The sequence below is a fragment of the Nostoc sp. CMAA1605 genome (genome assembly GCF_021596505.1).
GTDB lineage: Bacteria > Cyanobacteriota > Cyanobacteriia > Cyanobacteriales > Nostocaceae > Trichormus.
In genome coordinates this window covers 1-3,241 of record NZ_PJIZ01000183.1, presented here as the reverse complement: position 1 = coordinate 3,241, position 3,241 = coordinate 1, and the positions used below count along the sequence as shown (strand labels likewise).

Annotated in this window: 2 rRNA genes; both read right to left on the bottom strand. The window is 54.1% G+C overall.

The features are described from left to right. Positions 1–2,397 (bottom strand): 23S ribosomal RNA (locus tag CV014_RS29645); the annotation flags it as partial. A 241-nt stretch (positions 2,398–2,638) separates the two neighbouring features. Further along, positions 2,639–3,241 (bottom strand): 16S ribosomal RNA (locus CV014_RS29640); the annotation flags it as partial.

The window sequence follows — 3,241 nt, the reverse complement described above, 5'->3', positions numbered from 1 at the left end:
ATGAGCGATGGCCCTTCCATGCAGTGCCACCGGATCACTATACCCTCGTTTCCGACCTGATCGGCTTGTCGGCCTCACAGTCAAGCAGGCTTATGCTATTGCACTCTCCGTACGGTTACCAAGCGTACTGAGCCTACCTTTGGAAGCCTCCGATACCTTTTTGGAGGCGACCACCCCAGTCAAACTACCCACCATACGGTGTCCTCAAATCTCGAGTTAGGTTGCAACCAAGCGAAGGGCGGTATTTCAAGGTTGACTCCACGATGCCTAGCGACACCGCTTCATAGCCTCCCGCCTATCCTACACATCCCTTGGCCGCAACCAGCGTAAAGCTATAGTAAAGGTGCACGGGGTCTTTTCGTCCCGTTGCGGGTAAGCGGCATCTTCACCGCTACTACAATTTCACCGAGCTCACGGCTGAGACAGCGCCCAGATCGTTACACCATTCGTGCAGGTCGGAACTTACCCGACAAGGAATTTCGCTACCTTAGGACCGTTATAGTTACGGCCGCCGTTTACTGGGGCTTCGATTCAGAGCTTCGCCTTGCGGCTAACCCCCCCTCTTAACCTTCCAGCACCGGGCAGGTGTCAGGCCTTATACGTCAACTTTCGTTTTTGCAAAGCCATGTGTTTTTGGTAAACAGTCGCCTGGGCCATTCTCTTGCAGCCTCCGTTACCGGTAGGCCCCCCTTCTCCCGAAGTTACAGGGTTATTTTGCCGAGTTCCTTAGCCGTGATTCACTCGAGCACCTTGGTATATTCTACCCGACCACCTGTGTCGGTTTACGGTACGGGCTGGCTGGTACGCTTGCACGTCTTTTCTTGGAAGCCTGGCCGATCCATATCCTTGAGCCCGAAGGCTCGCCGGTACTATCGAGGCGCTTACCGCCTCTTCAACGTGCTATTCCGTCAGCACGCAGGATCTTTTCGACTCCGTCAACGTGGGCTAACCCAGCGCAGGTACGGGAATATTCACCCGTTTGCCATCGAAGCTTCGCTCTCGCTAACCCCTTAGGTCCCGACTGACCCTGATCCGATTAACGTTGATCTAGGAACCCTTGGTCTTACGGTGGGGGAGTTTCTCGCTCCCCTTATCGTTACTTATGCCTACATTTGCTTTTCTGCACGCTCCAGCCCGGGTTGCCCCATTAACCTTCATCGCTGTGCAGAATGCTCTCCTACCACTGTACGTCAACCGTACAATCCATGGCTTCGGTACATGACTTGATGCCCGTTCATTATCGATGCGCGGCCGCTCGACCAGTGAGCTGTTACGCACTCTTTGAATGAATGGCTGCTTCCAAGCCAACATCCTGGCTGTCACTGCAGCCGCACCGCCTTTGTTCAACTTAGTCATGATTTGAGGACCTTAGCCGATGGTCTGGGTTCTTTCCCTCTCGGACTGGGACCTTAGCACCCCAGCCCTCACTGCCAGATACAGTTGGGCGGCATTCGGAGTTCGTCAGGATTTGGTAGGATGCGACTCCCCCTAGTCCTATCGGTAGCTCTACCTCCGCCCACATCAACTCTGACGCTGCCCCTAAAGGCATTTCGGAGAGTACGAGCTATTTCCCAGTTTGATTAGCCTTTCACCCCTACCCACAGCTCATCCGAAAACTTTTCAACGTTTACCGGTTCGGTCCTCCACTTCCGGTTAAGGAAGCTTCAACCTGGCCATGGGTAGATCACTCAGGTTTCGCGTCTACAGCAACCGACTAAAACCGCCCTATTAGGACTCGCTTTCGCTTCGGCTCCAGGTGCTCAAGCACCTTAACCTCGCCGGTTACCGTAACTCGTAGGCTCATTATGCAAAAGGCACGCCGTCACAGATCAAGTCTGCTCCGACCGCTTGCAAGCGCACGGTTTCAGGTTCTTTTCACTCCCATACCCTGGGTCCTTTTCACCTTTCCCTCACGGTACTTGTCCACTATCGGTCTTCCGAGAGTATTTAGCCTTAGCGGATGGTGCCGCTCGATTCGAACGGGGCGTCTCCGACCCCGCCCTACTCAGGATACCACTAGAGCCTTCCATCATGCCGGATACGGGACTTTCACCCTCTACGGCCAGCCTTCCCAGACTGTTCTCCTATGATAAAAAGGTCTCACAACGTGGTCCTACAACCCCTGTAACGCCGTAACGTCCCAGGTTTGGGCTTCTTCGCGTTCGCTCGCCACTACTTGCGAAATCACTCTTGTTTTCTTCTCCTCTCCTTACTTAGATGTTTCAGTTCAGGAGGTTCGCTCACCTTGCGGTGTACTCCTCGCGGAGTGGGTTTCCCCATTCGGATACCTACGGATCAAGGCCCCTGTGCGGCTCCCCGTAGCTTTTCGCAGCTTGGCACGTCCTTCTTCGCCTTCGGAAGCCTAGGCATCCCCCGTGCGCCCTTTGTAACTTTCACCTTGCTTGTATGTAGAATTTACCACGCTACCGACTCGCGTCCGTAGCAGTGTCAAAGTTCTGTTTGCTCGTGAAATTGAGTGTTGAGGAGCACGTATGCTCAACTCAACTACCAATTGTTATTGCAGTCAACATGTCAAAGAACGTGTTTCCTGAAGCAGTAAACTGCGACAGGACCCTGCGCTCTGAGAAAGAGGGAGAACCGCTGTAGCGGTACGAATAATAAATGTCAGGTACTCCAGAAAGGAGGTGTTCCAGCCGCACCTTCCGGTACGGCTACCTTGTTACGACTTAGCCCTAATTACCGATTCTACCCTAACCGGCGGTTTAACGGCCGGCTTCAGGTCTACCCGACTTTCATGGCTTGACGGGCGGTGTGTACAAGGTCCGGGAACGTATTCACCGCGCCATTGCTGATGCGCGATTACTAGCGATTCCAACTTCATGAAGGCGAGTTGCAGCCTTCAATCCGAACTGAGACGCCCTTTCCAGAGATTGGCTCACTGTCACCAGCTCGCATACCCCCTGTAGGCGCCATTGTAGCACGTGTGTAGCCCTGGGCGTAAGGGCCATGATGACCTGACGTCGTCCCCCCCTTCCTCTCTGCTTGCGCAGGCAGTCTCTCTAGAGTCCCCACCATTACGTGCTGGCAACTAAAGACAAGGGTTGCGCTCGTTGCGGGACTTAACCCAACACCTCACGGCACGAGCTGACGACGGCCATGCAGCACCTTGTTTCGTGTCCTTGCGGACGAAAACGTTTCTGCTTTCTTCACTCACATTCTAGCCCAGGTAAGGTTCCTCGCGTATCATCGAATTAAACCACATGCTCCACCGCTTGTGCGG